This window comes from Citricoccus zhacaiensis (assembly GCF_014645315.1).
GTDB classification, from domain to species: domain Bacteria; phylum Actinomycetota; class Actinomycetes; order Actinomycetales; family Micrococcaceae; genus Citricoccus; species Citricoccus zhacaiensis.
Genome location: NZ_BMLQ01000008.1, coordinates 138,719 through 162,848, shown reverse-complemented (window position 1 = coordinate 162,848; position 24,130 = coordinate 138,719). Strand labels below are relative to the sequence as shown.

At 70.0% G+C, this 24,130-nt stretch carries 20 protein-coding genes and 1 tRNA gene; 9 read left to right on the top strand and 12 right to left on the bottom strand.

Features of this window, described 5'->3' with window-relative positions; genetic code table 11:
- Positions 1 to 197: 197 nt before the first annotated feature.
- From arc to IEX49_RS13630, 4 genes are all read right to left on the bottom strand, one after another.
- A complete protein-coding gene (gene arc, locus IEX49_RS13645; protein WP_188806741.1) occupies positions 198 to 1,874 on the bottom strand; it encodes a proteasome ATPase in 1,677 nt (558 codons plus the stop codon).
- Between the two features lie 176 nt (positions 1,875 to 2,050).
- Positions 2,051 to 3,160, bottom strand: coding sequence for a tRNA (adenine-N1)-methyltransferase (locus IEX49_RS13640; RefSeq protein WP_229672683.1), 1,110 nt, complete (start codon positions 3,158 to 3,160; stop codon positions 2,051 to 2,053).
- Between the two features lie 32 nt (positions 3,161 to 3,192).
- Positions 3,193 to 4,332 (bottom strand): site-2 protease family protein, encoded by a 1,140-nt coding sequence (locus tag IEX49_RS13635; protein WP_188806695.1) that lies wholly within the window; start codon positions 4,330 to 4,332, stop codon positions 3,193 to 3,195.
- Positions 4,329 to 5,090: an HAD family hydrolase gene (locus IEX49_RS13630; RefSeq protein WP_188806694.1), complete on the bottom strand. Its 762-nt coding sequence runs from the start codon at positions 5,088 to 5,090 to the stop codon at positions 4,329 to 4,331. The genes IEX49_RS13635 and IEX49_RS13630 overlap by 4 nt, the downstream gene beginning before the upstream one ends.
- A 133-nt stretch (positions 5,091 to 5,223) precedes the next feature.
- Between IEX49_RS13630 and IEX49_RS13625 the strand changes: the two genes are divergently transcribed.
- Complete coding sequence (locus tag IEX49_RS13625; RefSeq protein WP_373286738.1) at positions 5,224 to 6,111, top strand: PAC2 family protein; 888 nt, start codon at positions 5,224 to 5,226, stop codon at positions 6,109 to 6,111.
- 20 nt (positions 6,112 to 6,131) lie between these two features.
- Here the strand turns inward: IEX49_RS13625 and mshC are convergent, their stop codons facing one another.
- The 3 genes from mshC to IEX49_RS13610 all read right to left on the bottom strand — a co-directional run bounded on the left by mshC (position 6,132) and on the right by IEX49_RS13610 (position 8,633).
- Complete coding sequence (mshC, locus tag IEX49_RS13620) at positions 6,132 to 7,418, bottom strand: cysteine--1-D-myo-inosityl 2-amino-2-deoxy-alpha-D-glucopyranoside ligase (RefSeq protein ID WP_188806693.1); 1,287 nt, start codon at positions 7,416 to 7,418, stop codon at positions 6,132 to 6,134.
- The gene (locus tag IEX49_RS13615) at positions 7,418 to 8,251 is read right to left on the bottom strand and encodes an undecaprenyl-diphosphate phosphatase (protein ID WP_188806692.1); all 834 of its coding nucleotides are present in this window, start codon (positions 8,249 to 8,251) and stop codon (positions 7,418 to 7,420) included. The genes mshC and IEX49_RS13615 overlap by 1 nt, the downstream gene beginning before the upstream one ends.
- 133 nt (positions 8,252 to 8,384) lie before the next feature.
- Entirely contained in the window at positions 8,385 to 8,633 is a 249-nt protein-coding gene (locus tag IEX49_RS13610) for a hypothetical protein (protein ID WP_188806691.1), read from the bottom strand.
- A 139-nt stretch (positions 8,634 to 8,772) separates the two neighbouring features.
- Here IEX49_RS13610 and IEX49_RS13605 point away from each other — a divergent pair, with 139 nt between their 5' ends.
- A complete protein-coding gene (locus IEX49_RS13605; protein ID WP_188806690.1) occupies positions 8,773 to 9,015 on the top strand; it encodes a DUF5703 family protein in 243 nt (80 codons plus the stop codon).
- A 2-nt stretch (positions 9,016 to 9,017) separates the two neighbouring features.
- Here IEX49_RS13605 and IEX49_RS13600 read toward each other — a convergent pair whose 3' ends face one another.
- Both IEX49_RS13600 and IEX49_RS13595 read right to left on the bottom strand, forming a co-directional pair.
- Positions 9,018 to 10,202 (bottom strand): acyl-CoA dehydrogenase family protein, encoded by a 1,185-nt coding sequence (locus IEX49_RS13600; RefSeq protein ID WP_188806689.1) that lies wholly within the window; start codon positions 10,200 to 10,202, stop codon positions 9,018 to 9,020.
- Positions 10,203 to 10,302: 100 nt separating this feature from the next.
- A complete protein-coding gene (locus IEX49_RS13595) occupies positions 10,303 to 11,616 on the bottom strand; it encodes a M20/M25/M40 family metallo-hydrolase (protein WP_188806688.1) in 1,314 nt (437 codons plus the stop codon).
- A gap of 125 nt (positions 11,617 to 11,741) precedes the next feature.
- Between IEX49_RS13595 and IEX49_RS13590 the strand changes: the two genes are divergently transcribed.
- The 5 genes from IEX49_RS13590 (at position 11,742) to IEX49_RS13570 (ending at position 17,170) form a co-directional block, all read left to right on the top strand.
- Positions 11,742 to 11,825: transfer RNA gene (locus IEX49_RS13590), tRNA-Leu, on the top strand.
- Between the two features lie 186 nt (positions 11,826 to 12,011).
- On the top strand, positions 12,012 to 12,548 hold the full coding sequence (locus tag IEX49_RS13585; RefSeq protein ID WP_229672681.1) for a GNAT family N-acetyltransferase: 537 nt from the start codon (positions 12,012 to 12,014) through the stop codon (positions 12,546 to 12,548).
- A gap of 159 nt (positions 12,549 to 12,707) precedes the next feature.
- Complete coding sequence (locus tag IEX49_RS13580; protein ID WP_188806687.1) at positions 12,708 to 13,613, top strand: phytanoyl-CoA dioxygenase family protein; 906 nt, start codon at positions 12,708 to 12,710, stop codon at positions 13,611 to 13,613.
- Between the two features lie 90 nt (positions 13,614 to 13,703).
- Complete coding sequence (malQ, locus tag IEX49_RS13575; RefSeq protein WP_188806686.1) at positions 13,704 to 15,929, top strand: 4-alpha-glucanotransferase; 2,226 nt, start codon at positions 13,704 to 13,706, stop codon at positions 15,927 to 15,929.
- Positions 15,926 to 17,170: a glycosyltransferase gene (locus IEX49_RS13570; protein WP_188806685.1), complete on the top strand. Its 1,245-nt coding sequence runs from the start codon at positions 15,926 to 15,928 to the stop codon at positions 17,168 to 17,170. Before malQ ends, IEX49_RS13570 begins: the two co-directional genes overlap by 4 nt.
- Before the next feature lie 35 nt (positions 17,171 to 17,205).
- Here IEX49_RS13570 and IEX49_RS13565 read toward each other — a convergent pair whose 3' ends face one another.
- Genes IEX49_RS13565 through IEX49_RS13555 form a run of 3 tightly spaced genes read right to left on the bottom strand, consistent with a single transcriptional unit; the run spans position 17,206 to position 20,951 of the window.
- Positions 17,206 to 18,174: a MaoC family dehydratase gene (locus tag IEX49_RS13565; RefSeq protein WP_188806684.1), complete on the bottom strand. Its 969-nt coding sequence runs from the start codon at positions 18,172 to 18,174 to the stop codon at positions 17,206 to 17,208.
- 16 nt (positions 18,175 to 18,190) lie between these two features.
- Complete coding sequence (locus IEX49_RS13560; RefSeq protein WP_188806683.1) at positions 18,191 to 19,567, bottom strand: 3-oxoacyl-ACP reductase; 1,377 nt, start codon at positions 19,565 to 19,567, stop codon at positions 18,191 to 18,193.
- Positions 19,568 to 19,571: 4 nt separating this feature from the next.
- Positions 19,572 to 20,951: an acetyl-CoA C-acetyltransferase gene (locus IEX49_RS13555; protein WP_229672680.1), complete on the bottom strand. Its 1,380-nt coding sequence runs from the start codon at positions 20,949 to 20,951 to the stop codon at positions 19,572 to 19,574.
- A gap of 86 nt (positions 20,952 to 21,037) precedes the next feature.
- Here IEX49_RS13555 and IEX49_RS13550 point away from each other — a divergent pair, with 86 nt between their 5' ends.
- Together IEX49_RS13550 and IEX49_RS13545 are read left to right on the top strand one after the other, a co-directional pair.
- Positions 21,038 to 21,847, top strand: coding sequence for a TetR/AcrR family transcriptional regulator (locus tag IEX49_RS13550; protein WP_229672679.1), 810 nt, complete (start codon positions 21,038 to 21,040; stop codon positions 21,845 to 21,847).
- Positions 21,844 to 24,015, top strand: coding sequence for an acyl-CoA dehydrogenase family protein (locus IEX49_RS13545; protein ID WP_188806682.1), 2,172 nt, complete (start codon positions 21,844 to 21,846; stop codon positions 24,013 to 24,015). The genes IEX49_RS13550 and IEX49_RS13545 overlap by 4 nt, the downstream gene beginning before the upstream one ends.
- The last annotated feature ends 115 nt before the right edge of the window (positions 24,016 to 24,130 follow it).

The window sequence follows — 24,130 nt, the reverse complement described above, 5'->3', positions numbered from 1 at the left end:
CACCCGGTGGACTCCCCATCCGGCGGTGTCACGTCCGGCCGAAAGCACGGCATCGGCCGGGACCAGACCGTGCCGGTCCGCCACCACGGGCCCGACGCCGGCCGATCCGTCCCGCTTTCCGTCGACTTGGGGTGGGTCTTCCGCCCCAGCGCCCACCCCAAGTCGACTGAAAGAGTCCGGGGATGGGGGCACGTGCGTCACCGTGACACCTGCTGGTCGGCGGAGCCGTGGCGGACCAGCATGCGGATCCCGGCGACGCGCCCGCCGCGGTGGCCGGAGACCCGGGCCCACTCCTCGGGTGAGGTGTTGTTCGGGAGGTCCTCCTGCTCGGTGAACTCCTCCCGGACAGCCTGCAGCAGGTGCTCGGTGCGCAGCCCCTTGGCCTCCTCGGCGGAATCCGCGGACAGGTAGTCCTTGATGGCCTGCTTCTTCGCCCGGTCCACGATGTTCGCGATGACGGCACCGGAGGTGAAGTCGGCGAAGTACAGCGTCCGGGTGGTGCCGTCCAGGTAGGTGACCTCGAGGTACTCGGTCTCCGGGCCGCGGGCGAACAGGTGGTCGGTGACGGCGGCGATCATCGCCGCGACGGTGTCCGCCCGGCTGCCGTGACGCTCCAGCTCGGCGGAGTGCAGGGGCAGGGCGGTGGTGAGGTACTTGCCGAAGATGTCCGCGGCGCCCTCGGCGTCCGGCCGGGAGACGCGGATCTTCACGTCCAGGCGGCCGGGGCGGAGGATCGCCGGGTCGATCATGTCCTCGCGGTTCGAGGCGCCGATGACGATGACGTTGTCCAGCCGTTCCACGCCGTCGATCTCGGCCAGCAGCTGGGGAACGATCGTGGTCTCCACGTCCGAGGAGACGCCGGAGCCGCGGGTGCGGAACAACGATTCCATCTCGTCGAAGAACACCACGACCGGATACCCGTCGGAGGCCTTCTCCCGGGCGCGGGCGAAGATGGTGCGGATGTGCCGTTCCGTCTCCCCCACGTACTTGTTCAGCAGTTCGGGGCCCTTGATGTTGAGGAAGTAGGAGCGGCGCTCCTCCGTGGAGCGGGCGGCCAGGGAGGAGGCCACGGCCTTGGCGATCAGGGTCTTGCCGGTGCCGGGAGGCCCGTAGAGCAGGATGCCCTTGGGGGCCTTGAGCCCGTGCTCGCGGTACAGGCCCGGATGTAGGAACGGCATCTCGATGGAGTCACGGATCTGTTCGATCTGGTCCCGCAGGCCCCCGATGTCCTCGTAGCTGACATCGGGAAGTTCCTCGAGGACCACGTCCTGGACCTCGTTCAGCGGGACGACGTCCAGGGCCTGGCCGGTGCGCGAGTCGTAGGTGACGGCGTCCCCCACCCGGATGCGCTGACCCGAGAGGCGGTGCGACCGGCGCACGACGCGTTCCTCGTCCCCGCGCCCGACGACGACCAGCAGCCCGTCGTCCAAGGTCTCCTTCACCCGGACCAGCTCCCCGGCCCGTTCGGCCTCGAGTACGGACACGATGGTCAGGGACTCGTTCAGCAGTACATCGGAGCCGGGGGTGATCCGGGCGGCCTCCAACAGGGGGGATGCGGTCACCCGCATCCGGCGGCCGTTGTGGATGACGTCCACGCCACCCTGCACGGTCGCCGCGATCTCGACGCCCTCGACGGGCTCGCGGGCCGGGTGGACCTCCAGGACCGTGGCGAAGGCGAAGGGCGCCTCCCCATCCAGCTCCAGGGCGGCCTTGAGCGTGGTGATCTCGTCCCGGGTCTCCTCCAACAGGTCGACCATGCGGCGGTTGTTCCGGGCGGCGGTCTGCAATTGGTACTCGAGCGTCCGGTTCTTCTCCACGAGGGTGGCGGCGCGACGCTTCGCCGCCTCCAGCTGGTGCGTCAGGCCGGACTCCATCGGTGTGGTTCCGGCGGTGGTGGGATCGCTCACGGATACCTTTCCGGCCAACCGGATCGGGGAATGCCTGAGGTCAGCCTTACCTATCCATCCTAGGCCTGTCCGCGAAGGCTGTGGTGCGCTTGGCTGGTGGCGTAACGATGGCTCCGGCCGGTGGACGGTCCGTCCTTCAGAGGTCAGAGGTCTGCTGGGTCGACCGGTTCCACCGGGACTATCGGATCCGCAGCGGCGGCCGGGTCCTCACCGGGATCCACGTCCGCGAGGTGGCGTCGCGCGCCCTTCTGCTCCATGGATGCCGCCTCGCGAGCCGCCTTGCGCGCCTTCTTGTCCGTCACGGGGCGTTCGCCCAGGGCCTGCGGGGTCCAGCGTGACTCGTCGGCCGGCTGCCAGGCCTCCACGTCCACGGCCTTGAATTCGGACACCTTGGAGCGCTTCTTCAGCGCCAGGGCCTCCTGGCCGGTCGCCAGGCGGCGGCAGACCAGCAGGAAACCGGTGTGGGCGACCATGCGGTGGTCGGGCCGCACGGCCAGACCGTCAAGGTGCCAGCCGCGGACCATGGTCTCCGAGGCCTCGGTCTGGGTGAACCGTCCGTCCTCACGGATCGCCTCCGCCACGCGGGAGAGCTGGGTGGCGGTGGCGACGTAGTTGATCCACACGCCGCCCGGCGCCAGCACCGTCGCGACCGCGTCCAGGCACTCCCAGGGGGCCAGCATGTCCAGCACCACACGGTCGATGGAACCGGGTTCATGGACCGTGGTCATCTCCTCCTGCGCGTCGCCGAGGTGGATCTGCCAGGCCGGGTGCTCCCCGCCGAAGAAGGTCTGGACGTTGGCGCGGGCCACGTCCGCGAACTCCTCGCGGCGTTCGTAAGAGTGCAGTTCCCCCGCGTCCCCCACCGCGCGCAGCAGGGAGATGGACAGGCCACCGGAGCCGACTCCGGCCTCCACCACCCGCGCACCGGGGAAGATGTCCGCCATCTGCACGATCTGACCGGAGTCCTTGGGGTAGACGACGGTGGCCCCGCGCGGCATGGACAGGACGAAGTCGCTGATCAGCGGGCGCAGGACCTGGTACTCGTGGCCCGCCGAGTTCCTCGCCACCACGCCGTCCGGACCGCCGATCAGGTCGTCATGGTGCAGGACGCCCTGGTAGCTGTGGAACTGCCCGCCCTCGGTGAGGGTGATGGTGTTGAGGCGTCCCTTGGCGTCCTTGAGCTGGACCCGCTGGCCGGGGCGCAGGGGGCCACGGCGTTCGTCGACGCCGGTGGGGCTGGGGGTATCGGTCATGCGGTGGTGGTCCTTCTGGTGGGTGGTGAGGGTCAGCGACGGCGGCCCGTGGTGAGCCACTGGACCACATCGGGTTGGCGGAGCACGCCGCAGACGGTGCCGTCCGGCGCCAGTACAGCGTATTCCGCGCCGTCCACTGCGGCGAGCCGGTCCACCAAGGGGCGGCCGGCATCGGTGGCGCGGACCACGGCGCCGTGGGACAGGGCCCGGGCGGTGGCCGCAGCCAGGACAGACGAGGCATCCCGGTCCTGGACGCGGGCCAGAGCGTTCTCGTCCACGATGGCCTCCGGCTGGCCGGTGGGGGCCACCAGCACCGCGAGCGTGCCCGAGGGCCGGCCACGGACGTCCGCCACGGTGGCGGTGTTGAGCAGGCCGATGGCCGGAAGCATGAGCTGGGCGGCGGTCAGGCCGGGGACCCGCAGCCGGAGCTGGGCACCGCGGATGGACTCGGTGGCACCGGTCCAGAGGAAATAGCCGACCATCACCAGGATGACGATCAGCGGGATATCGGCCGGCCGCCCTTGCACCAGGGGCACCACCACCACCCCGACCACCAGGGCCAGCACGATGAGGCGTCCCGCCCAGCCCGCGGCGATGGTCCCCTTGTCCTGGTCCCCCGTGGCCGCCCACACGGCTGATTCGACGATCCGGCCACCGTCCAGGGGAAGGCCCGGGAGGGCGTTGAAGACCGCCACTAGCCAGTTCGCGTAGGTGAAGATGCCGAGCAGCAGGCTCCCGACGCCGTCGGGGGCCCACGTGGCCATGAGCAGTTGGCCGCCGAGGGCCAGCAGCACGTTGGCGGCGGGTCCCGCCAGCGCCGTGACGAGGGAGCGGCCCGGCGTGGCCTGGAAACTGCCGAACTGGGTGTGTCCGCCCCAGAGGTTGAGGACGATCTCCGTGGTGGGCCAGCCGAACGCCTTCGCGCTGGCGGCATGGGCCAGTTCGTGGACCAGGACCGAGAGCAACAGGAGCACGGCGTAGAGGAAGGCGATCCCATAGGCACCGATCCCCAGTTCGGGGAACAGCCGTTGGACCTGAGGCCCGAACAGCACCACCACGAACAGGGCGATGAGGGACCAGCTCCAGGACAGGTAGACCGGAACCCCGATCAGTGAGCCGAGTCGCAGCTTCCCGCGGCGGTCGGAGACGGGCTCGAGGGCGCCGCTGCTCACGAGGCCGCCGACATCCGCGCCGCCACCGTGGCGAGGTCGCGGGGGGTGCGGCCGGCAAGGGTGGTCCACTTCTCCCACCGTGGGTCATCGGGCAGGGCGAGGACGTGCGGGACCGCCACGACGGCCAGGCCCGCGCCAGCCGCGGACAGCAATCCGGGCATCGAGTCCTCGACCGCGACGCAGGCGCTCCGGTCCAGGCTCTCGTGGCGACGCGCCATGACGTCCAGTGCCGTCACATAGGGCTCAGGGTCCGGCTTCCCCCGCAGGACCATGTCCCCCGTGACGAGGAACTCGAGTGAACCGGTGGGGACGGACTCGGCGACCACGGCGGCCAGCGGGGCATGGGACATGGTGACGAGGGCACAGGGCACGGCGGCATCCCGCAATGAGGTGAGCAGTTCCCGGGCACCGGGCCGCCACGGCACCGATCGGCGCACGCCGTTGACCACGTCCGTCATGGTGTGCTCGATGATCTCCCCCACGCTGAGCGTGACCCCGGCCTCCTGGAGCAGGCGGGCGCCGTGGTCCAGCGCCTGGCCCACCAGCCCGTGCGCCAACTCGGTGGTCCACCGTCCACCGGCGGCCTCCACGAGGGCACGCTGGCTCTCATTCCACAGCGGTTCGGTGTCCACGAGAGTTCCGTCCATGTCCCAGAGGACGGCTCCGGGGACCGCCTCCGCGGCAGGACCGTGCTCGGGTATCGGAGTCGTCGGGCGGTCCCGGGGGCGCGGAGCGCCTGCGGAGGATCGGATGGGCATGACTGCCAGTCTAGTGGCGGACGGACGGGCTCCCGACGAGGGCCGAGCCGGGGAGTTCAGGTCCGGTTCCGGTCAGGCTCGTGTCCGGCACACGTGTGGCACCCCACGTTCACACGGGTCTAGGGTGGCCATCATGGCAGAGATGGACGGAACACCAGCCCGGCAGTCGGGACTGCGCGGCCATCTGGCCGGAATGGTCTCCGGACGCCGGCCAGTGGTCATGGTCGCGGCCTTCGAGGGCTGGAACGACGCCGGCGAGGCGGCTACCAGCGCGATCGAGCTGCTGCGCCGTCAATGGGGTGCGGCCGCCGCCGGCTCCCTGACGGACGGCGACTACTACGACTACCAGTTCACCCGTCCCACGGTAGTGCGCGACGCCGATGGGCTCGGCACGTTGTCCTGGCCGCAGACCCGCATGTTCCGGGCGACCGACGTGGAGGGCCTCGACGTCATCCTGGTGTCCGGGGCCGAGCCCAGCTATCGATGGCAGGCCTTCACGGCCGAACTGCTGACGCATGCCGCTGAGCAGAACGTGGACGCCGTGATCATGCTGGGGGCGCTGCTGGCCGACGTCCCGCATACCCGGCCACTGCCGGCCAGGCCCACCAGCGCCGATCCCGAGCTCCGGGAGGCCCTGAGCGCCCAACGGCCGACGTACGAGGGGCCGACCGGGATCGTGGGCGTGGTGACGGATACGGCCGCACGGGCCGGGTTGCCGACGGTGTCCGTGTGGGCCACGGTCCCCCACTATGTCTCCCAGGCTCCCTCCCCCAAGGCGGAATTGGCCCTGCTGCGCCGGATCGAGGACCTCGTCCAGGTGAGCCTGGACCTCACCCCGCTGGTCGAGGACGCCGAGGCCTGGGAACGCGGCGTGAACGAACTCGCCGGAGAGGACCCCGACGTGGCCGCCTACGTGGAACAGCTGGAGCGCGCGCGGGACACCGAGGAACTACCCGAGGCCTCGGGTGAGGCCATCGCCCAGGAGTTCGAGCGGTACCTGCGCCGGCGCGGCCGGGACTAGCCGTACCCCATCAGGTCGACTCAGAGCATCAGGCCGAGGAGACCGTTGGCCACTGTCCGGACGTCCGGGGCCGAGAGATCCGAGGAGTGCGCCGCGTCGTCGGGGTCCACTGCGTCCCTGGCCAGGGCCTGGTCCGCCCAGCGGTCCAGCTCGGCCAGTGCGGCCGGAGCGTCCAGGTCGTGGGACAGCGCGCGGTGGGCGGCGGCCAGCACGGCGGAACCGTCCTCGGCCGTCTCGAGGCCGAGGGCCTGGCGCCACCGGGCCACTCGGTCCATCGACTGCCGCAACAGCTCGGGCGTCCACTCCCAATCGGCACGGTAGTGGTGGGAGAGCAGCGCCGCGCGGATGGCCACCGCCTCCACGCCCTGCTGGCGCAGCCGGGAGACCAGGACGAGGTTGCCCAGGGACTTGGACATCTTCTCCCCCTCGTAGCCGACCATCCCGGCATGGACGAAGGTACCGGCCAGGGGCTGCCCGTCGGCGGCCGTGGCGTGGGCCGCGCTGAACTCGTGGTGCGGGAAGCGGAGGTCCGAGCCCCCACCCTGGACGGTGAAGGGTGCCGGCAGCAGACGCCGGGCAATGGCGGAGCACTCGATGTGCCAGCCCGGCCGGCCGGTGCCCAGGGAGTGGCCGTCCCACGTCGGCTCGCCGGGGCGGGCCACCCGCCACAGCAAGGGATCCAGCGGGTGGCGTTTGCCTGGACGGTCCGGGTCGCCGCCACGGTCCGGGAAGACCGCGGACATCTCCTCGGAGCTGAGGCGGCCGATGCTGCCGAGGGTCCAGTCCGTGGCCTCCTCGGCGGCGTCGATCGAGAAGTAGACGTCGCCGTCGGGCCCTCCGTCCATGCCCGGCACGGAATAGGCGGTGCCGTTGTCCACGAGGGCCTGGACGGACTGGACCACCCAGTCCACGGTCTCGGTGGCACCGACGTAGTGGTCCGGCGCCAGGACGTTGAGGGCCTCCATGTCCGAGCGGAACAGCTCGGTCTGGTCCGCCGCCAGGTCTCGCCAGTCCACGCCGGTGGCGGTGGCCCGTTCCAGCAGCGGGTCGTCCACGTCGGTGACGTTCTGCACGTAGGTGACCGGCAGGCCACAGGCACGCCAGTAGCGGTTGAGCAGATCGAAGGTCACGTACGTGTTCGCGTGGCCGAGGTGGGTCGCGTCGTAGGGCGTGATCCCGCAGACGTACAGGGACGCCTCGGCCAGGTTGCCCGGATGGCGTTCCGCCTGGGAGGAGGTGTCGTGGATCTTGAGCCGGTCCGGTTGGACGGGCAGGCGAGCCGGGAGGGGGGTGTTCCAGGATTCCATCAGGCGTTGATCACTCCGAAGCCGAGCAGGATGTAGAGAAGCAGGCCGAGTCCGATGCGGTACCAGACGAAGGGCCTGAACGAGTGGGTTGAGATGAACTTCATGAGCCAGCCGATGACGACGTAGCCGACCGCGAACGCCACGAGGGTGGCGACCAGCGTCTCGCCCATGCCATAGGCGGCCGAGGCGCCGGGCTCCCCCAGGGCCTGGAAGAGCTTGTAGAATCCGGACGCGAAGACGGCCGGAACGGCCAGCAGGAAGGCGTACCGGGCGGCGGCCTCGCGGGTGAAGCCCAGGGCGAGGCCCATGGTGATGGTGCCGCCCGAGCGGGAGACACCGGGGATCAGGGCCATCATCTGGGCCAGCCCGAACAGGATGCCGTCCTTGAGGGTGAGCTTCTCCAGGGGCTTGGTCTGCCGTCCGAGTGCGTCGGCGACCGCCAGGAGCAGGCCGAAGACGATCAGCATGGTGGCGACGATCCACAGGGACCGGAACGAGGTGTCGATGTAGTCCTCGAAGAGCAGCCCCGCCACGGCGATGGGGAGCGAGCCGATGATGATCAGCCAGCCCATGCGAGCGTCCGGGTCATTGCGCTCGACCTTGCCGAACAGGGAACCGAACCAGCGCGAGATGATCCGGACGATGTCCTTCCAGAAGAAGATCAGGACCGCGAGCTCCGTGCCGATCTGGGTGATGGCGGTGAACGCCGCCCCCGGATCGGCGGCTCCGGGCAGGAACTCGCCGACGATGCGCAGGTGCGCCGAGGACGAGATGGGAAGGAATTCCGTCAAGCCCTGGACCAGGCCCAGGATGATCGCTTCTAACCAGTTCACATCAGAGAACCCTACGTCACAGGCTTGTGGACCCCGTCCCCGCGACGCACCCGGGCCTCAAGATCGGGACGAAGATCATCCCGTGGTCGTAGATCCGCTGGTGGATCCGCTCGTCGTCCGGCTGGAAGCCCGGTCAGTTGCCGGAGTCTTGATCGTCCTCGTCATCCTCGTCGTCGTCTTCGTCGTCGTAGACGTCCAGCGGGGTGAACTCACCCGTGGCGGCGTACAGGGCGTCCTCGTAGGCCTCGAAGGAGTCGGCCACGTTGAAGAAGGCCGACTCGACTGCGGGATCGTCATCGTCACGCTTGCCGGTGGCGGCCGCCAGATGTTCTTCGAATGCGGAAACCAGGGCCTCCAGGGCCACACGCGGGTCGATGCTCATGGCACCACGGTAGCCGTTTTTTCCCGGCCTGGCATAGGGTTTCACGGAAGCGGGCTCGCTCGTGCCGGATACTGGTCGAAGACCGGCCACGATCCACGGAGACCGGGTCCGTTGTCCCGCCAGTGCCCCAAGGAGAAGGATGCGCGAACAGGAGATGACCAGCGGTCTGGAGTCACTGGAGCAGCGGGACCACTGGGAGTACCTGGTGATGACCGTCGCCCCACGGGACTCGGTGGCCGAGGCCCGGCGTCGGGTGGTGGAGCATGCGGAGTACGGCAAATGGGAGCTGCAGCGCACGGTCCTCTATCGCGGAGGTGCCCGGCGCTACTGGCTGCGCCGCCGGATCATCCGCGTCCGGTCGACCCTGGCCGTGCAGGCCTGAGCCTACGCCGCTGGACCCTGGACCGGCCCCAGCAGGTGGTTCGCCAGGGTCTGGTGCGCCGACTCGTCATCCGAGGGGTGGAACACCCCGGCCATGACATCGCGGTAGATGCGGGACAGCTCGTTGCCGCGGTGGTAGGAGGCGCCCCCGGAGGCCTCCAGTGCGAAGTCCGCCTGGGCCTTGGCCGTGCGGATGGCCGTGGTCTTGTTCGCCACCAACCGGGGGAACCACTCGGCACCCAGGTCCGCGCCGGCGTCGATGTCTGCGGCCACCGCTCGCAATTGCGTGTCCACGGCCAGTTGCCGCAGGGCGGCCTCTCCGGTCTTGTACCGCAGCACTGGATCCTGGGACAGTGCCTGCCCGGTTACTTTGGACGACCTCCGGGCCAGGCTCTGCGTGGCCAGTTCCACGGCCCGGTCCCCCACCCCCGTGTAGACGGCCGCGACCAGTGTCAGGAAGGACGCGAAGATCCCGAACGTGAGCGGGTCGGCATTCGGCCCGGTGGGGATGTGCCGCACGATCCGGTCGGCGGGAACGAGGGCGCCCTGCAGCCGCGTGGTGTGGGAGTGGGTGGCTCGCATGCCCAACATGTCCCAGGAGGAGGCGTCGGCTTCCCAGCCGTCCGCGGACCGGTCGAGGAAGCCGAAGACCAGCTGGCCGCCGTCGGGCGTCTTGCCGAAGATCCCGAGCCGGGTCCACACCGGGGACAGGGTGGTGAAGATCTTGGTCCCGGTGAACCGGTAGGAGCCGTCACCCACGGGCTCGGCCACGGTGTCCGAGTCGAACAGCACCGCGTCATTGCCCGCCTCGGAGATGCCGAAGGCGAAGACCTCCCCCGCTGCCGACTCGCGGTGGATGAAATCGAGGGAGTCATCCCCCTGCCGTCCCAGGATGAAGGCCACGGCGTTCCAGATCTGGTGCATGTTCACGGCCAGCGCGGTCGCCGGTGCATGCATGGCCAGCACCCTCTGGGCGGCGACGACGGTCGAGACGTCCCAGCCCAGTCCGCCGGCCGCTGTGGGGGCGAAGGCCCCGAGATAACCCGCCTCCCGTAGGAGATCCAGGTCCTGCTGCGGGAAGGCGTTCGCCTCGTCGAAACCGGGGGCACGGTCGCGGATCCCGGCGAGGAGGTCATCCGTCAGGATGGACTCGACGGCGGCCTGCTGGGAATTCTGCGGGGTGGGCATGGGGGGATCCTCCTGGGATTCGGGCGGCCGGTCGGCTCGGTGGGGACGGTTCCGCCGCAGCGGGATGTCCGCCGGATGTCAGCGGGGATGTCAGCGGGGGTCAGCGGGGCTCGAGCATCCGGTGCAGCACGCGGCAGCCGAAGTCGAGGGCCTCGACGGGGACGCGCTCGTCGATGCCGTGGAACAGTCCGGTGAAGTCGAGGTCGGCGGGGAGCTGCAGGGGGGCGAAGCCGTAGCCGGCGATCCCGAGCCGGGACAGGGACTTGTTGTCCGTGCCGCCGGACATCATGAACGGCAGCACCGGTGCGCCGGGATCCTCGGCCTGGATGGAGTCGACCATGAGATCCACGAGGTCGCCGGAGAAGGGGACCTCCAGGGAGATGTCCCGGTGCTCATGACTGAAGTCCACCCCCTCGCCGGCGAGTTCACGCAGGGTGGTCATGACCTCCTCCTCCTGCCCCGGCAGGAAGCGGACGTCCACGGTGGCCTGCGCCTTTCCCGGGATCACGTTGTGCTTGTAGCCGGCGGTCAGCCCTGTGGGGTTGGTGCTGTTGCGCAGCGTGGAGCCGACGAACCGGGAGGCCGTGCCGAGGGCCTCGAGCTGGGGAGCGGGATCCGCCTCGTCGAACTCCACCCCGCAGATCTCGGCGACCTGCTCCAGCAGAGCGCGCGTGGTCTTCGTGTAGTCGAGGGGCCAGGCATGGTTGCCGATCCGTTCGATGGCCCCGGACAGCCGGGTCACCGCATTGTCGCGATGCACGGACGATCCGTGGCCCGGTGCTCCCGTGGCGGTCAGGTTGAGCCAGGCCAGGCCCTTCTCGGCGGTCTGCAGCAGGTAGGCGCGTTGCCCGCGGATGTCGGTGGAGAAACCGCCGACCTCGCTGATGGCCTCCGTCGCCCCGGCGAAGACCTCGGGATGGTGGTCCACCATCCAGCGGGCACCGTAGACCCCGCCGGCCTCCTCATCCGCGAAGAAGGCGACGATGAGGTCCCGGCGCGGTTGCTGCCCGGTGCGGTGCAGGTAGCCCAGGACCGCGAGGATCATGGCATCCATACCCTTCATGTCCACGGCCCCCCGGCCCCAGATCATGCCCTCCCTCAACTCGGCCGAGAACGGGTCCACCGACCACTCACTGGCGTCCGCGGGGACCACGTCGAGGTGGCCGTGCAGGACCAGGGCGGGAGCCTGGGGATCCCAGCCCGCGATGCGACCAACCACGCTGGCCCGGCCGGGAGACGACTCGTAGACCGTCGGCTCCATGCCGGCGTCCCGCATCAGGGCCGCACAGTACTCGGCGGCCTCGCGTTCTCCCCGGGAGTCGTTGCCCCCGTAGTTCGAGGTGTCGATCCGGATCAGGTCTCGGCAGATGCGGACGACGTCGTCCGTGAAGTCGTGGCTGGAGATGGCGCTCATGGTGCCACCCTAGCGAGGTGGAACGGCCCGTGTCCGGCCTGTGTACGGAGGCACGCGAAAAGGGTGTTAGGATAGTCAGCGCTGCCTTTCGAGGCAGCGGAAATCCGGTGCGAACCGGATTGTGCGCGCGGGTGGCGGAATTGGCAGACGCGCAGCGTTGAGGTCGCTGTGCCCGCAAGGGCGTGGGGGTTCAAGTCCCCCTCCGCGCACATCGAACGCCCACCTCAGGGCGAACAGAAACGGGGCTGGTGACAACCAGCCCCGTTTCTGTCATCGTGGGACGAGTTTTTGCCAGAACATTCCCCTGCCGTGCACGTCCGCAGACGAATCCTGTCGTTCATCAGGTCATCCGCGTCGGGCCCACAGCGGCCTACAGCGGACCCAGGGAGGCGTCCATGGTGATCATTCGAGCGGAGCGCGCCCCAGACCGCGAGGCGATCCGTTCCGTCACGGCAGCCGCCTTCCGTGGCGCCGAGCGACATGCACCATCGCTGGAGCCCGGTGGAGACCCCGGTGAGGCCGTACTGGTCGGTTGGCTGCGCGATGACGTCGGGTGGATCCCGGGCTTGTCCCTCGTCGCCGTCGAGGATGGTCTGGTGGTGGGCCACGTCGTCGCGACGCGTGCCTCTGTGGGTGGCCGGCCCGCGCTCGGACTCGGGCCGCTGAGTGTTCATCCAGACCGGCAGGGCTCCGGCATCGGTTCTGCCTTGATGCATGCGGTTCTCGGTGCGGCCGAGGCGAGGGGCGAGCCTCTCGTGGGACTCCTGGGTGAACCCGCCTACTACTCCCGCTTCGGTTTCGCCCCGGCGGTGTCGAGCGGAGTGATCAGCCCGGATCCCTCGTGGGGCGACTATTTCCAGGTCAGGACCCTCACCGCATATGACGGCCAGACCGGCCCCTTCCAGTATGCGGAGCCCTTCGGCCGGCTCTGACGGTTACAGCGACTCTCTGAGGCCTTCGGGGTCCACGGGTCTGGGCACCTGCTGTCCCTACGTGATACGGGATTCCACCGGATGCTCTGGTACCCCACCACTACTCGTCGGCCACCGTGGTCGTCGCCACCGCTGATCCGCACTTGTAACCTCGGTTCCATGATCACATCCGAGACCGTAGCGGGTCCCTTGGGACGATTCGCGAACCGCCTCAAGCGGGAGATCCTGACCAATGTCACGCCGGTCCGCTGGGCCGCCGACGGCATGCATGAGGAGCGCCGCCGCAAGTGGGCGCCGCACCTGCCTCCGCTCGACCTGGCCCAGGCCGGGCTGGTCTCCACCCTGCAGCGGCAGGGTGTCCACATTGGGTCCCTGGACGATCTCGCCGTCCCCACCACGGACGCGCTCAAGCCGGCACTGGAACGCCTCGTGGCCCCCTTGGCGGACCGGCCCACGGGTGGTGCCAGCACGCTGCGCCCCTCCACGGACGAGTTGTTGGCGGACCTGTCCATCTGGCAGTGGGGCCTGCAGGACCGCATGCTGGACGTCGTCGAGAACTACCTGGGTGTGCCGGCCCGCTACTACGGGGCGGACGTGCGCCGCGAAGTCGGCAACAACCAGACGGTGGGCGTGCGCCGGTGGCACCGTGATGCCGAGGACCGGCGCACGGTGAAGATCTTGGTGTGGCTCAATGACGTCGACGACCAGGGCGGCCCGTACGCCTACATTCCGCTGGCCGAGACCCTGTACGCCGTGGAGAGGCTGCACTACGTGGCCGGATTCGTGGATGACGCCCGGGTGGCTGACATGGTCCCCGCGGGCGCCGTGACCGCGGCGACCGGGCCGAAGTGGACGGCCGTGGTGGCGGACAACTGCCGTCTGCTGCACCGCGCCACTCCGCCGATCGCCCGGGACCGCTTCTCAGTGACCTTCACCTGGTCCTCGCGCACACCGATGAAGACTGAGGAGGCCCCGGACTACACACCGGACCAGTCGCGGCGCATCCGGTCGGGACTGTCCGCACGCCAGCGGGCCTGTCTGCCTCCCGCCCTGGTCTGCGGCTGAACCGGCCCTGGCGGTGGCCTGCCATAATCGGACCGGGGCACCGGAACCGGTGACCCGGCCGCACCCGCACGTGAAAGAGGCCCACCAGCCATGACCGAAGCCCGCGACCTGCTCCAGCGGCTGGCCCACGCCTATGGCATCCAGACCTCCTACCGGGGTCACGACGGTCACGAACACCGGGTCTCCGATCACACGCTGACCACGGTCCTCGCTGCCCTGGGCTGCTCCGTCGAACCGGACGGCACGGCCGGGCTCGAGGCGGCCCTGGCGCGACGGCGGTTGGCCCCCTGGCTCCGCGTCCTGCCGCACACCACGGTCTCCCACGCGGGGTCGGGGTCCTCGGTCCAAGTCCACGTCCCCCACGGGAGCGCCGTCACGATCGAGGTGCTGCTGGAGACCGGAGAGACCCGTCCCCTCGAGCAGCTCGAGGACTTCACGGAGCCACAGGACATCGACGGCGAGCTGATCGGGCAGGCCACCTTCCGCCTCCCCCGGGACCTGCCCGTGGGATGGCACCGGCTGAGCGCCCTGCTCGAAGACGGCAATGAGGTCGAGGCCACCCTCGTCGTGACGCCGGAACGTCTCACGACCGCGGACCCCTACCGCCATCAGCGCGGCTGGGGGCTGTCCGTCCAGCTGTACTCGGCACGATCCTCAGCCTCCTGGGGCCTGGGCGACTTCGGGGACCTGGCGGCACTGGCGGTCCAGACGGCCGCGCACGGCGGCGACTACGTCCTGTCCAACCCCCTCCATGCCACCGCGCCGGAACCGCCGGTGATCTCCTCGCCCTACTCCCCCTCGACCCGCCGCTTCACCAACCCGATGTACCTGCGCATCGAGGACCTCGCCGAGTACGCCGCCCTTGACCCGCGTGCCCGCCGAGAGGTGGACGGCCTGGCCGCCGCCCGCCAGGCGGACAACGCGACCGCCGGCTCCCTGGACCGCAACGCCACCACGGCGGCCAAGCTGACGGCGCTGCGCCGGCTCCATCAGGTCACTCCGGCCCCGGAACGGGCGCGGGCCTACCGCGATTACCGGGAGCAGGAGGGCCAGGGCCTGGAGGACTTCGCGCTGTGGTGTGCCCTGCGCAGCGCCTTCGACCCCACCGATCCGGTCTGGCAGGATCCCGAGTTCACGCCGGGGGGCCGGCTGGCCGAGCGGTATCGCCGGGAGCTGGCCGAGGACGTCGACTTCCACCGCTGGATGCAGTGGTTGTGTGACACGCAGTTGGCCACGGCGCAGCAGGCCGCCCGGGAGGCGGGCATGCGCCTGGGACTGATGCAGGACCTGGCCGTCGGGGCGGACCGCAACAACGCGGACGCCTGGATGCTGCAGGACCAGCTTGTCCCGTCCATGTCCGTCGGCGCCCCACCGGACATGTACAACCAACGCGGTCAGGACTGGTCCCAGTCACCGTGGCACCCCGAGCGGCTGGCCGAGACCGGTTACCGCGCGTACCGCGACATGCTCCGCTCGGTGTTGCGCCACGCGGGCGGCATCCGAGTGGACCACATCCTGGGGCTGTTCCGCCTGTGGTGGATCCCGGTGGGCCAGTCCCCCACCGAGGGTGCATACGTCACCTACGATCACGAGGCGATGATCGGCATCCTGGCCCTCGAAGCGGAACGCGCGGGGGCCGTCGTCGTGGGCGAGGACCTGGGCACCTTCGAACCGTGGGTCCAGGACTACCTGGCGCGCCGCGGGCTGTTGGGCACCTCGATCCTGTGGTTCGAGCAGGAGGACGGCCGGCCCCGGCCGCCCCAGGACTACCGGGTCCAGTGCCTGTCCTCCGTCAACACCCATGACCTGCCCCCGACCGCCGGGTACCTGGCCGGCACACACCTGGACCTGCGCGAACGCCTCGACCTGGTGGCCGGCGATCCCGACACCGAGCGAGACCGGGCGGGTGCCGAGCGCCGGGCGTTCCTCCAGGCCGTCGTGGAGGCGGGATTCCTGTCCGCCGATACCGCCGCAACCCTCACCTCGGCCACCCCGGCTGACCCAGCCGACCCGGCCGTGGTGGCTGACATCGTGGTGGCCCTGCACCGGTACCTGGCCCAGGCACCCTCCCTGCTGCACGGCATCGCGCTGGTGGACGCCGTGGGCGAACGGCGCATCCAGAACCAACCGGGCACCCAGCAGCACGAGTACCCGAACTGGGAGATCCCACTCGCGGACGCAGCCGGCCGGGCCGTTCTCATCGACAACCTGGATGCGGTCCCCGGTTTCGCCCGCCTGCTGGACGCGGTGCACCACGAGCTGAACTCCGGCGCGGCCTCGGACCGCCAGCCCGATCACGGGATGCCCACACCGTGACGCGGCCCTTCGGCGTGGTGATGGTGTCCCTGCACACCTCGCCGTTGGCACAGCCGGGCCAGGGCGATGCCGGTGGCATGAACGTCTATGTCCGCCAGCTGGCCATCACCCTGGCCGCGGCGGGACACCCGGCCTGGGTCCTCACGCGCCGCGACCGGGCCGGTCAGCGCGTCCAGGACCTGCCGGTCCCCACCGTGCCGGGGGCAGTCCGGGCCCGGGTGGTTCCGGTCCCCGCCGGCCCGGCCGCAGACGTTCCCAAGGAGGAGCTGCCCCGGTGGGTGGACGACTTCGCCGCAGCGGCCCCCGGTGCCCTGACCGCCGCGGGCGGATGCCACGGGGACGACTGCCGCTGGGTGGTGCATTCCCACTACTGGCTCTCCGGACTGGCGGGATTGGCCGTGGCCGGAGACCTGAACGCCCCGATCGTGCACACCATGCACACCATGGCCGCCGTCAAGAATGCCCGGGATGCGCGGTCCAGCGAATCGGAGGAACGGGAGGCCGCCGAGCAGCAGATCGCCGCCGCGGCCGACCTGCTGGTGGCCAACACGCCGGCTGAGCGCGACGAGCTGAAAGGCCACTACGGAGCCGATCCAGCCCGGATCAGGGTGGTCCCGCCGGGCGTGGACACCTCCGTCTTCCATCCCGACGGCGGCGCTCGCTGGCCCGGTCGGCCGGACGGGCTCAAGGTCCTGTTCGCCGGACGTATCCAGGGGCACAAGGGCCCGCAGGTGGCCATCCGTGCGGCAGGCCTGGTGAATCGGCGGGCTTCCGGTGCCCCGCCGGTGCAGCTGCACCTCACCGGCGCCCACTCAGGCGCGGATGAACTCGACCTCGCCGCCCTGGTCTCGGCCGCAGGATTGGAGGACCAGTGCACGGACTCCGGCCCCGTGTCCGCCCAGGAGTTGGCGGAGGTCTACCGGGCTGCGGACGTGGTGGTCGTGCCGAGCTTCTCGGAGTCCTTCGGCCTGGTCGCCCTCGAGGCACAGGCCTGCGGGACCCCGGTGCTGGCACACCGGGTGGGCGGGCTGGCCTACGCCGTGGCGGACGGTGAGACCGGCCGGCTGGTGGACGGCCTGGACCCGGAGACCTGGGCGCAGGAGCTGGAACGCATCGTGGCAGACCTGCCCGCGTGGCGGCGGATGGGCCCGGCGGCGGCACGCCGGGCCCGGACGTTCGGCTGGGAGGCGATGGCGACCCACATGTCCGAGGCGTACGAGGTGCTCTCCGCCGAACGGTAGGGCCGCCAACCGGCCCCGACTCCTACCGCCAACCCCTACCCCGGACCCGATCTCTGTCCCGGACCTGAGCCCGGGACCGTGATCGAGCCGGTGAAGTGCGGCCTTCCGGTGCGGCCGTTCCACGCCGTGACCTCCGTGGTGACCTCAGCGTTGCAGTGATCCGCGTGGACGACGCCCAGGGACACCGTCCCCGGGAGCAGCACCGGGGTGGCGAAGGAGATCTCCCACTCGTGGCCCGCACCCGCCGGTTCCCGGCCCGCGAGCATCCGACCGGCCAGGTACATCCCGTGGGCGATCATGCCCTTCTGCCCCAGGAGCTTGGCGGTCACCGGGTTCAGGTGGATCGGATTGAAGTCCCCGGACACGGCGGCATACTCCCGTCCGGTGGACGCGGGGAGACGCCACTGTGCGGTCAGCTGTGGTGCCGTGAACGGCGGGTGGCCGGCCGTGGCCGGGCGCTCGTGGGCCGGCAGGTGGACTCCGGCGGCCAGGTACGTGGACGTGCCCTCCCACAATAGCTGCAGCTCCCCGGTGCCACCGGTGGGACCGTTGACGGAGTCGTCGACTCGGCGGTTGACGCGTGCCGGCCCGTGGACGGTGACGACCAGGTCCACGGTGGTGCCCGATGGATGGGGGCTCAGGCGGGTGGCCGAGGCGGCCACCTCCACCGGGGTGCCGGCCGGTACCGGGGCATGGTGCACCACGTGGTTGCGGAGGTGGACCATGCCGAGCAGTGGCAGGGGGAAGTCCGGATCGGCCATGAGTTCCATGGCCGCCGGGAAGGAGGCGACGTGCACGAGCACCGAGGGTAGGTCGGTGGGGTCCAGCACCGGACCGTTCCGGTGGAACATCCGGGCGTACCGGGCGGCGAGCTCGGCACTGATCTCGTGGTCGTGGACCACCACGGTGCGTCCCGGCAGCTGCTGTGGGCGGCGCCGTCTGACCAGCGCGTCCTTGGCTGCCATGGACAGGGCGGCCCGGTAGCTCGAGCTCAGGGGGGTCATGGTCTCACGTTCCACCTCAGGCCCCCATCATGCCCTGGCCACAGACGCGCAGCGTGGCGCCGGACGTCCCCCCGGCCGCATCGGAGACCAGGTAGGCGATGGCCTCCGCCACGTCGACGGGCCGGCCCCCCTGCTGGAGGGAGTTCAACCGGCGCGCGACCTCACGGGTGGCCATCGGCATCCGGGCGGTCATCTCGGTCTCGATGAAGCCGGGGGCCACCGCGTTGATGGTGCCTCCGCCGGCCGTCCCGGTGGGGCTCATCAGCTCCGCCGTGGCGGAGACCATGCCCATGACGCCCGCCTTGGACGCGGCGTAGTTCGTCTGGCCGGCATTGCCCGCGATCCCGGACGTCGAGGCGAGCGAGGCGATCCGCAGCTCGTCCGCCACGACGCCTTGGCCGGTCGCGGCCAGGAAGACCCGGTTCATCGCCAGCTGGGACTCGATGTTCACGGCGAGCACGGAGTCCCACCGGGCGGCGTCCATGTTGGCGAGCTTCTTGTCCCGGGTGATCCCGGCGTTGTGCACCACGATGTCCAGCCGCCCATGGCGTTCGGCACAGTGCGCGAGGATCCGCTCCCCGGCATCCGCCGCGGTGATGTCCAGTTGCAGTGCGGTTCCGGCGAGCGAGTTCACGACGCCGGCCAGCGCCTCCCCGGCGGCCGGCACGTCGACCCCCACGATGGTCGCCCCATCGCGGTGCAGGGTCGCGGCGATCGCGGCACCGATGCCGCGGGCGGCACCGGTCACCACGGCCACCTTGCCGGCCAGGGGCTTCTCCCAGTCCCGGGGCAGGGCGCCGGCATCGGAGGAGACGGGGATGAACTGGCCGGAGACGAAGGCACTCTTGGCCGAGAGCAGGAAGCGCAGGGCCCCGGTGGCCCCCGGGGCGGACAGCGCCGTGTCCTCGCCCAGCACGATTCCGTTGGCGGTGGCCCCGCGGCGCATCTCGTGGGCGAGCGAACGGGTCAGGCCTTCGACGCCCCGGCGGGCGGCCCGCACGGCGGGCCGGTCCGAACCGAGCGGATCACGGAAGATGGTGACCACTCGGGCTGACGGGCCCATCTTCCGCTGCACGGCCCCGAGCTGCAGGGTGGTGGCGGACAGGTCGGCCGGCGTGCCGGCGTCGTCATAACAGGCGACGACGGCGCCATAGCGGTCGGCCGGAGCCGACTGCCGGCGGACGTCCAGTCCCCAGTCCAGCAGGACGGCTGCGGCCTCGTCGGCGGCATGGCCGCCGCCGAGGACGAGCACGGAGCCCTCCACGAGGGTCTGGCCGGGCTCGTAGCGCCGGAGGACCGCCGGCCGGGGCAGCCCGAGGGCCCCGGCGATCTTCTGGCCGAGCGGCTGGTTGACGAGGGCGGTGTAGGTATCGGTCTGCGGTGCCTTGGCCATGTGCTCAGCGCCCCCGGACGATCGCGACGATGCCCTGGCCGCCGGCTGCGCAGACCGAGATCAGGCCGAGGGAGCCCGGTCCCTTCTCGTGGAGCATCGTGGCCAGGGTGGCGGTGATCCGCCCGCCGGTGGCGGCAAACGGGTGACCTGCGGCCAGCGAGGAGCCGTTGACGTTGAGTTTGGACCGGTCGATGGCGCCCAGTGGCGCGTCCAGACCCAGCTGGTCTCGGCAGAAGTCCTCATCCTCCCAGGCCTTCAGGGTGGACAGGACTGTTCCGGCGAAGGCCTCATGGATCTCGTAGTAGTCGAAGTCCTGCAAGGACAGTCCCTGGCGCTGCAGGAGCCGGGACAGGGCGTAGGCCGGCGCCATGAGCAGGCCCTCCTTGCCGTCCACGAAGTCCACCGCGCCGGTCTCGAAGTCCACGAAGTCGGCGAGCACGGGCAGGCCCCTCTCTGCGGCCCATTCCTCGGAACCGAGCAGGACCGTCGAGGCCCCGTCCGTCAGCGGGGTGGAGTTTCCGGCGGTCATGGTGGCCTCGTCACCGAGGAAGCGGCCGAAGGCGGGCTTGAGCTTGCCGAGCTTCTCAAGCGTGGTGTCCGCACGCAGGTTGTTGTCCCGGGTCAACTTGCCGAAGGGCGTCACGAGATCGTCGAAGAAGCCACGGTCATAGGCGGCCGCGAGGTGGTGGTGGCTGGCCAGGGCCAGCTCGTCCTGAGCCTGCCGGGTGATCCCCCACTGGTGTGTGGTCCGGGCCTGGTGTTCCCCCATGGACAGCCCCGTGCGGGGCTCCTCGGTGCCCGGGGCCTCCGGTGCCAGGTGGCCGGGACGGAACTTCAGGACGGCCTTGATCCGGTCCTGCGTGGTGCGGGCGCGGTTGAGCTCCATCAGCACGGCGCGCGCGGCGTCATTGAAGACGATGGGGGCGTCCGAGATGCTGTCCACGCCACCGCCGATGGCCGAGTCGAGTTGCCCCAATCGGATCTTGTTGGCGAGTCCCCCGATGGCCTCCATGCCCGTGGCGCAGGCGATCTGGACCTCGTGGGCCGGGGTGGCCGGGTCCAGCGAGGTGCCGAGGACGGATTCCCGGGTCAGGTTGAAGTCCTTGCTGTGCTTGATGACCGCGCCGGCCGCGACCTCCCCGATCCGCTCCCCCTGCAGCCCGAACCGGGCAATGAGGCCGTTCAGGGCGGAGGTCAGCAGGTCCTTGTTGGTCGCCTGGGCATAGGCACCATGCGACCGCGCGAACGGGGTGCGGTTTCCACCGATGATGACGGCCTGCCGCACCTCGCCACCGGCGATGGCGGGCTGGCCGGCCGCGATCCGCGGTGAGTCCTGCGGAGCAGCTGAGATGTTCGCGGAGGTCGGGGAGGTCTTCTCGGTCATGGTGATCCCTTCGGGTTTCACGGCGGGCCGTGGATACAACGTGACGGGGCTTACTGATACCCAGAGTACCTGATACGCTCGGTATCGTGAATACCGCAGTCAAGGACGCCGATACGCCGGATGGCCGCGCCACCCGTTGGGACGAGCACCGCCTGCAGCGGCGCGCAGAATTGATCCGGGCCGCCCGCCACGCCGTCCACGATCTCGGACCCCAGGCGTCCATGGGCGACATCGCCACGCATGCCGGAACCTCCAAGAGCGTCTTCTACCGGTACTTCGGGGACAAGAACGGTTTGCAGGCCGCCGTGGGCGAACGCGCCATCGATTTCATGGAACGTGAGCTGCTGGCCGCCGCGGAGACCTCGGACAACGCCCTGGAGGGGTTGTACGCGATGGTCTCCGTGTACCTCAGGCTGGCCGAGTCCTCGCCCCATGTCTATGCCTTCTCGACGCGACTGCCGCCGGAGACCTCCGAAGCCACCGAGGGGTCCACCTCTTCCGGCCCGTCCGGTAGCGCCAGCGGCCCCAGCTCCTCTGGTGGGCAGCCGGCCGCCATGGCCGACTTCTTCGAGCGGATCGCCACCGTGATGGATGTCCACTTCCGCGACTACCTGCGGCAGCAGGGCCGCCGGCCCTCAGCCGACTCCGCCACCTGGTACTGGCCGCGGGCCGCCATCGGCATGGTCCGCTCGGCCGGTGAGTCATGGCTGTCCACCCCTCCCGGCGCCGACCGGCCGGATGCAGCCAGACTGGCCCGCAAGATCACCGCGTGGCTCACGGTCGGCCTGTCCGGCACCTATGCCGCTGTCGATCTGCCTGACCAGCCTGATCACCATGTACACCCCGTACGCCCCCCATCCACCGAACCGTCCACTCCCGAACAGGAGCAGTCATGACCACCACCTCTGATTCCAGCACCACCGCGGTACCGGCTGGCGCGGTGCCGCCCACCCAGGCGGATGCGGACACCGGACAACAGGGTGCCTTCAGCGCCATCTCGGCGGCAGAGCCCGGCGGACTGGACCTGGACGCCGTCCACCAGCTGCTGCTCGGTCGGTGGGCCGCGGACCGGCTGGAGGGGCGGGAGAACGTCAAGGACCCGGACCTGCACAAGATCGAGAACCTCACCATGGAGGACCACCGTGAGCGGGTGCTGGGTCAGTTGCGCATCCTTGTGGACCGCGGTCAGGTCAACAAGGCGTTCCCGCGGCGCCTCGGTGGCAGTGACAACCACGGCGGGAACATCGCCACGTTCGCGGAGCTGGTCAGTGCCGACCCGTCGCTCCAGATCAAAGCCGGGGTGCAGTGGGGCCTGTTCGGCTCCGCCATCCTGCACCTGGGCACGGAGGAGCACCACGAGCGCCTTCTGCCCGCCGTCATGAGCCTGGAGGTGCCGGGTGCCTTCGCCATGACGGAGATCGGCCACGGTTCGGACGTCTCCTCGCTGGCGACCACGGCGACGTACGTCCCGGAGACCGATGAATTCGAGATCCACACGCCCTTCAAGGCGGCCTGGAAGGAGTTCCTGGGCAACGCCGCACTCCACGGCAAGGCCGCGGTGGTCTTCGCCCAGCTGATCACCCGCGGCGTCAACCACGGGGTGCACGCCTTCTACGTCCCGCTCCGTGATGAATCCGGCGACTTCCTCCCGGGCATCGGCGGCGAGGACGACGGGTACAAGGGCGGGCTCAACGGCATCGACAATGGCCGGCTGCACTTCGACCACGTGCGCATCCCCCGCACCAACCTGCTGAACCGCTACGGCTCCGTGGACGAGAAGGGCGGCTACTCCTCGGACATCGCCTCCCCCGGCCGCCGTTTCTTCACCATGATCGGCACCCTGGTCCAGGGCAGGGTCTCCCTCGCCCTGTCCGGTGCCTCCGCCTCCGCCCTGGCACTGACCGGTGCCATCACCTACGGCAATCAGCGCCGTCAGTTCAACGCGACCTCGGACACACACGAGGAGGTGCTGATGGACTACCAGCTGCACCAGCGCCGCCTGATCGATCGCCTCGCCCGGACCTATGCCGACACCTTCGCCGCCAACGAGTTGCTGGAGAAGTTCGACGCCGTGTTCTCCGGGGAGTCGGACACGGACGAGGACCGGCAGGAACTCGAGACCCTGGCCGCAGCCATCAAGCCACTGGCGACCTGGAACGCACTGGACACGCTGCAGGAGGCCCGCGAGGCCTGTGGTGGCGCGGGATACATGGCGAAGAACCGCTTCGCCTCGCTGCGCCACGACCTGGACATCTTCGTGACCTTCGAGGGAGACAACAACGTGTTGCTCCAACTGGTCGGCAAGCGGCTGCTGTCCGACTACTCCAAGGACCTGACCAACCTCTCCATCGGAGCCCTGTCCCGCTATGTCCGCGGCCAGGCCACCGAGGCCGTCGTGAACCGGTCCGGCCTGCGCCGCGTCGTGCAGTCCGTGCAGGATGCGGGCTCGGAGCGCAAGAGTGCCAGTTGGTTCAAGGATGCCGAGGTCCAGAGGGCCCTGCTCGAGGACCGGGTGCGGACCAAGACCGGGGCCGTCGCCCAGGCCCTGATGCCGGTGGCCCGGAAGTCCCAGGCCGAACAGGCCGCCACCTTCAACCTGCACCAGGCAGACTTGATCGACGCCGCCCGCAATCACGGCGAGTTGCTCGAATGGGAGGCGTTCACGCGCGCGGTCGAGCAGATCGAGGACGATCACACCCGCCAGGTCATGACCTGGATGCGCAACCTCTTCGCCTTGCGAGTGATCGAGGACGACCTGGGCTGGTTCCTCGAGACCGGGCGGATCTCCCCGCAGCGTGCACGCACCCTGCGCACCTACATCAACCGCCTGGCGGCCCGCCTGCGTCCGTACGCGCAGACCCTGGTCGATGCCTTCGGCTACGAGCAGGAGCATCTGCGGATGGACATCGCCACCGGGGACGAGGCGCGGCGCCAGGACGAGGCCGCTGAGTACTATCGCAAGCTGCGTGCCTCGGCAGATGCCCCCATCCACGAGAAGGTCCTGCACCAGCGGGAGAAGAACGCGGCCAAGAGCAGAAGCGGCAGAAATCAGGACAGGAAATAGGCCAGAGCAGCAGGGAGGCCAGCGCGGAAGGTCGTCCGGCCGGCCCCTCGGTGGCCCGGTACACGGAGTACCCCCTAGGCTCGGAGTCATCTGCAGGGCAAGCCAAGGGAGACAG

What these genes read in the sequence shown, in the direction of transcription:
- arc (WP_188806741.1), bottom strand. Translation starts at nt 1,874, where the DNA reads ATGGAGTCCGGCCTGACGCACCAGCTGGAGGCGGCGAAGCGTCGCGCC.
- IEX49_RS13640 (WP_229672683.1), bottom strand. Translation starts at nt 3,160, where the DNA reads ATGACCGATACCCCCAGCCCCACCGGCGTCGACGAACGCCGTGGCCCC.
- IEX49_RS13630 (WP_188806694.1), bottom strand. Translation starts at nt 5,090, where the DNA reads ATGCCCATCCGATCCTCCGCAGGCGCTCCGCGCCCCCGGGACCGCCCG.
- IEX49_RS13625 (WP_373286738.1), top strand. Translation starts at nt 5,224, where the DNA reads ATGGCAGAGATGGACGGAACACCAGCCCGGCAGTCGGGACTGCGCGGC.
- mshC (WP_188806693.1), bottom strand. Translation starts at nt 7,418, where the DNA reads ATGGAATCCTGGAACACCCCCCTCCCGGCTCGCCTGCCCGTCCAACCG.
- IEX49_RS13610 (WP_188806691.1), bottom strand. Translation starts at nt 8,633, where the DNA reads ATGAGCATCGACCCGCGTGTGGCCCTGGAGGCCCTGGTTTCCGCATTC.
- IEX49_RS13605 (WP_188806690.1), top strand. Translation starts at nt 8,773, where the DNA reads ATGCGCGAACAGGAGATGACCAGCGGTCTGGAGTCACTGGAGCAGCGG.
- IEX49_RS13600 (WP_188806689.1), bottom strand. Translation starts at nt 10,202, where the DNA reads ATGCCCACCCCGCAGAATTCCCAGCAGGCCGCCGTCGAGTCCATCCTG.
- IEX49_RS13595 (WP_188806688.1), bottom strand. Translation starts at nt 11,616, where the DNA reads ATGAGCGCCATCTCCAGCCACGACTTCACGGACGACGTCGTCCGCATC.
- IEX49_RS13585 (WP_229672681.1), top strand. Translation starts at nt 12,012, where the DNA reads ATGGTGATCATTCGAGCGGAGCGCGCCCCAGACCGCGAGGCGATCCGT.
- IEX49_RS13580 (WP_188806687.1), top strand. Translation starts at nt 12,708, where the DNA reads ATGATCACATCCGAGACCGTAGCGGGTCCCTTGGGACGATTCGCGAAC.
- malQ (WP_188806686.1), top strand. Translation starts at nt 13,704, where the DNA reads ATGACCGAAGCCCGCGACCTGCTCCAGCGGCTGGCCCACGCCTATGGC.
- IEX49_RS13565 (WP_188806684.1), bottom strand. Translation starts at nt 18,174, where the DNA reads ATGACCCCCCTGAGCTCGAGCTACCGGGCCGCCCTGTCCATGGCAGCC.
- IEX49_RS13560 (WP_188806683.1), bottom strand. Translation starts at nt 19,567, where the DNA reads ATGGCCAAGGCACCGCAGACCGATACCTACACCGCCCTCGTCAACCAG.
- IEX49_RS13555 (WP_229672680.1), bottom strand. Translation starts at nt 20,951, where the DNA reads ATGACCGAGAAGACCTCCCCGACCTCCGCGAACATCTCAGCTGCTCCG.
- IEX49_RS13545 (WP_188806682.1), top strand. Translation starts at nt 21,844, where the DNA reads ATGACCACCACCTCTGATTCCAGCACCACCGCGGTACCGGCTGGCGCG.